Annotated in this window: 5 protein-coding genes; 2 read left to right on the plus strand and 3 right to left on the minus strand. The window is 69.2% G+C overall.

Annotation, left to right across the window (positions count from 1 at the left end):
• The first annotated feature begins 78 nt into the window (after positions 1–78).
• Positions 79–222, plus strand: coding sequence for a hypothetical protein (locus Q1N79_RS22375; RefSeq protein WP_300612079.1), 144 nt, complete (start codon positions 79–81; stop codon positions 220–222).
• A 659-nt stretch (positions 223–881) separates the two neighbouring features.
• On the plus strand, positions 882–1,112 hold the full coding sequence (locus tag Q1N79_RS22380; protein WP_300612070.1) for a hypothetical protein: 231 nt from the start codon (positions 882–884) through the stop codon (positions 1,110–1,112).
• An 11-nt stretch (positions 1,113–1,123) separates the two neighbouring features.
• Here Q1N79_RS22380 and Q1N79_RS22385 read toward each other — a convergent pair whose 3' ends face one another.
• The 3 genes from Q1N79_RS22385 to Q1N79_RS22395 all read right to left on the minus strand — a co-directional run.
• Positions 1,124–1,864: a class I SAM-dependent methyltransferase gene (locus Q1N79_RS22385; RefSeq protein ID WP_300612072.1), complete on the minus strand. Its 741-nt coding sequence runs from the start codon at positions 1,862–1,864 to the stop codon at positions 1,124–1,126.
• A gap of 151 nt (positions 1,865–2,015) precedes the next feature.
• Positions 2,016–2,984 carry a hypothetical protein gene (locus Q1N79_RS22390; RefSeq protein ID WP_300612074.1) on the minus strand — a complete coding sequence of 323 codons (969 nt, stop codon included), beginning with the start codon at positions 2,982–2,984 and terminating at the stop codon, positions 2,016–2,018.
• Positions 2,975–3,493, minus strand: a 519-nt coding sequence (locus Q1N79_RS22395) for an RNA polymerase sigma factor (protein ID WP_300612076.1), incomplete at its 5' end; no start/stop codon positions are given. The genes Q1N79_RS22390 and Q1N79_RS22395, both read right to left, overlap by 10 nt.

The raw sequence follows: 3,493 nt of genomic DNA on the forward strand, positions 1-3,493 counted from the left end.
ACGCCGCCCTGCTACTCACCGGATGACCAAGCGCCCTGCACGGTCCACGTCCGCTTCGAGCTGCCCGCGCCGGTCCGCGTGGAACGGCTGCTCATGCTCGGACTCGGCCTGAGCCGCGGCGAGGTCCGGCGCATGGTCGCGGACGGACGCATCCGCCTGCCGCTGGCACTGGACGCCAAGGCTCATCACGACTTCGAGCTCACCGTTGACGGCAGCCGCTAAATCAGCGGACGGCAGCCCGAACGATGCCAGCACCTGCCGCCCGTACAGCGCGTCCGCGAGCGTCCCCGGGTCGACGAGGTTCCCGACGGATTGCACCATGTTCACCGCGGCGTTGCGCGGCAGCGCCTTGAGAGCAAGGCCGATCGCGCGGGTGACCACGCTGCCGGTGGTGTCGTGGGTGAGGTCGACGGTCATGACCTGCGCGCGCTGCGCACCGCCGACGGTCTGGTAGGTCTCGGTCTGCCAGCCCACGCCCTTGGTGATGACCTGCGGCCGGGTCGCCTGCTCGCCGACCACCAGCGGCCAGTACAGCGGGGTCGACGGGAGCCAGCCGGCGGCATCGTCTCCGCCGCCTCGGCGGTCGCCGTCGTGGTCGTCGCCTGCACCGCCGTCACTGCCACCATGACCGCGCCCGCCGCGCACAAGACCGCCAGGACCACGCGTGCCGTACGCATCGGGCCTCCCGGTGTCAGCGCTCCCTTCCACCCAGAGACGGTACGGCCCAGGCCGTCACGTTGTGCCCGAAATGGCGGTCCTGTGACAGTCGGGGCGTCGCTGGCCGGCTTGCGAGTACCTTGAGGTGGTGGCCTTGATCCGGCTGCGCGGGTAGATCATGTCCGGGCACGCCTGCGTAACCTGGAAGGGAATCACTTGCGGCCATGAGAAAGCCCAAGATCAACCTGTATTACGGCACAGTGAAGTCCGCGACCGGCGCACGACACTTCATGGCCTGGGCAAATTCGCGGGAACAGGCCCTGGACATGGTCGAAGCGGCGCTCACGGCAACTGAACCCGTACAAGGTTCTGTCGTCGGCCCGATCGCGAGCCTTCCTGCCGACGTGATGGCAGCCGGTGTCTACGTGCAGGTCGCGCCCGCCGCGAAGGGCTGACCGCTGGCGGCTTATGGCTTGTGGGCGATCCAGAGCATCTCTGCTGGCCAGCGGCGCGCCCAGTCGGGTGGGTCGGTTTGCGTGTAGCCGTTGCGCATTCCGGGGTCTGGCCGTGGCTCGATGAGATCATCGATGATGAGGCCCGCGCCGCGCAGCGTCCTGATCCAGTCGCCGTAGCTGAGCTGGTAGCTTGCGGCGCCGTGCTCCTCGGCGATGGCGTGCAGCCCGAAGTAGTCATGGTGCAGCGCCGTGGTCACGCGGTCGGTGCCGTCGTCGTAGCAGACTGCCGACCACGGGCTGGTGACGTTGAACACCAGCCGCCCGCCGCGGCGCAGGACGCGTGCGGCCTGGGGGACCGCCAGGTGCGGGGGCGCCCAGCTCAGCGCGCCGTGATCGCAGAACACCAGGTCAAAGCTCGCGGGCGCGAACGGAAGCTGCTCGGCCGCGCCCTGTACCAGCTGGTAGCGGGCCGCTCCCATCGCGCGGGCCGCCGCGGCGAGCTGCGCTTCGGACAGGTCGAGCCCGACCACGGCAGCGCCCTCGGCAGCGAGCCACCTGGACCACTGGCCGGCACCGCAGCCAAGTTCGAGGACGCGCTTGCCGGCGACCTCGCCCAGGGCGTGCAGGCGCGCGTCGGGGAATGAGAACATGCCCCACAGCCGGGGTGCGGCGCCGATCTGCGGATCGTGCTCCTCCTGGTAGCCGCGGCTGATCAGGTTCCAGTGCTGCCGGTTGGCTCCGATGCTGCTCACGCGCCGACTCCAGCACACGCCTGCCCGCGCGGTCAACGCGATTGGCTGCAACTCCTCTGCGGTGAGCGCCCCGCACCGACGGCCACCTCCAGGAGATCCCGGCAGGCCCCCGGCAGCACCGGCGCACCGGCCGAGTGCCGTCACCGCCCCGTCAGTGCCATGGCTGGATGGTGGGAGTCTGGGTGAACCCGGGCGGGATGGTGACCTTCAGCTTCGCGATATTCGCGAATGTGGGCGGCAGGAACCCGTAGTCAACCTGGATTGCGACCCCACTGTCGATGCTGAGCGTGCGGACCGGCAGGTAAGTGGCGGGGCTGACCCACCAGATTTGCACGCCCGCCTTGCCCGCGTCTTTAAGGCGCGTGGTCAGTTCGAGCACGGTCTGGCCGTTGAGTTCGGTCGTCCCCACGACTGTGAGCTGACCGTTGGCGATCGCTTCGCGGAGGGCTTGCAGGCTGGCCGTTTCTGTCTGGACGGCCACCTGGGCGGTGGTATCAGACCAGGTGCGGTTGCCGTACTGAACGTCGATCACCTGAGTCGTGACGGGGGTCATGGCAGAGCCGGACTGCGTGCCGCCTGGCTCCGTGAAGATCAATTCGGAGTCAGTTTTCTCGCCGGGGCTGGCGGGCACGAGCAGGTAGCGCACGTGAACTTGCTGGCCGGCCTGTGGCTGGAGTGGGTACACCCAGTTCTGGCTGACGCCATCCCATTTGGACAGCTTGGCGGGATAGGTTTCGGTGATCTTCGTGTAGAAAACGTCTCCTCCCACGCCGTTGAACGCGGTGAGGATGGCGTTCCTGATCTCCCCCGGGGTGACCGCTGCCGTTCCCGCGTGGGCCGCGGTGGGTTGCGGACGGGGCACGGGCGTACCGGTGGTGCTTATGGCCACTACCGCCCCGGCGGTGCCCGCGAGCGCGGCGGCACTGATTCCGATCGCGATCCTACGGGCTGGAGGCGAGGCCCACCGGAAGCCCAGACGCCGGCTGGCGCCAGGCTCGGCGGTCATTCCGTCGCGGGGCGCGGCGATGGCCCTGGCCAGGTCGCTCGCCCTCCGGTCAGTGTCGAGCCTGGAGTCCAGGCTGGCGGGCCGTGCCTGAGCGAGCAGGTCCATTATGTCCATCGGGGTTCCCTTTCTTGCTGACTGGCTATCTCATGGCGGTGTTCGGATTCCGGCTCATGGCGGTGTTCGGATTCCGGGCTGCCGGCCATCGCTTTCTCAAGGCGCCGCCGCGCCCGGTGCAGGCGGACGAAGTAGGTCGCGGCGGAACAGCCGGCCACAGAGGCGGCATCCCGCGGCGAAAGGCCGTGCCAGGCCGACAGCGTGAGCAGTTCCCGGTCCGCCTCCGGCAGGGCGGCGAGTGCACGGAGCACGGCCTGGCGTTCGGATACCTCATCGGCGATGTCCGCGGCGACCCCCGAACCCCACGATGAAAGCTCCGCCGCCAGGGATTCCTGCCGCGCTGCCGCGCGGAACTCGCTCCCGATGACGTTCCGTGCCGTCACCAGCAGCCAGGGCAGCGGATCAGCTGGCAACTCCGCCAGCCTCCGCCAGGCAACCAGGAACACCTCGCTGACCACCTCGTCGGCCAACTGGCGGCCGGCCCGGCTCACCGCGTAGGCGTAGACGCG

The organism is Trebonia sp. (assembly GCF_030042015.1).
Classification (GTDB): Bacteria; Actinomycetota; Actinomycetes; order Streptosporangiales; family Streptosporangiaceae; genus Trebonia.